The sequence below is a fragment of the Winogradskyella poriferorum genome (genome assembly GCF_050618035.1).
Classification (GTDB): domain Bacteria; phylum Bacteroidota; class Bacteroidia; order Flavobacteriales; family Flavobacteriaceae; genus Winogradskyella; species Winogradskyella poriferorum_A.
Window position 1 is genome coordinate 1 of the sequence record NZ_JBODPY010000020.1, and the last position, 329, is coordinate 329.

At 37.1% G+C, this 329-nt stretch carries 1 pseudogene; it reads left to right on the forward strand.

Features of this window, described 5'->3' with window-relative positions:
• A pseudogene (locus ACRHOC_RS14755) lies at positions 1 to 329 on the forward strand (T9SS type A sorting domain-containing protein); the annotation flags it as partial.

The following is a 329-nucleotide window of genomic DNA, read 5'->3' on the forward strand; positions in this document are numbered from 1 at the left end:
TGAACCAAATGATGCTGATTTAGGTATTCCTGCAACAGATTTTACCAGAGGGCAAGCATTTTATGACCTAGAAATTGAAGCTGATGCTAGTGATAACTTAATAATTGGCGGTATCAATCTTTTTAGATCAACCGATAATGGGGCAACATGGAGTCAGATTTCTAAATGGGCCAATAACGCGAACATGAATTTATTAAGTGTTTCACTTGTACATGCCGATCAACAAGCCATAGTATTTAGACCAGGTGCTGGAAATGGTAATAAACTTGCTTTTGGTACCGATGGTGGCATATATTATACTGATGATATAACATTAGCATCAACAAGCA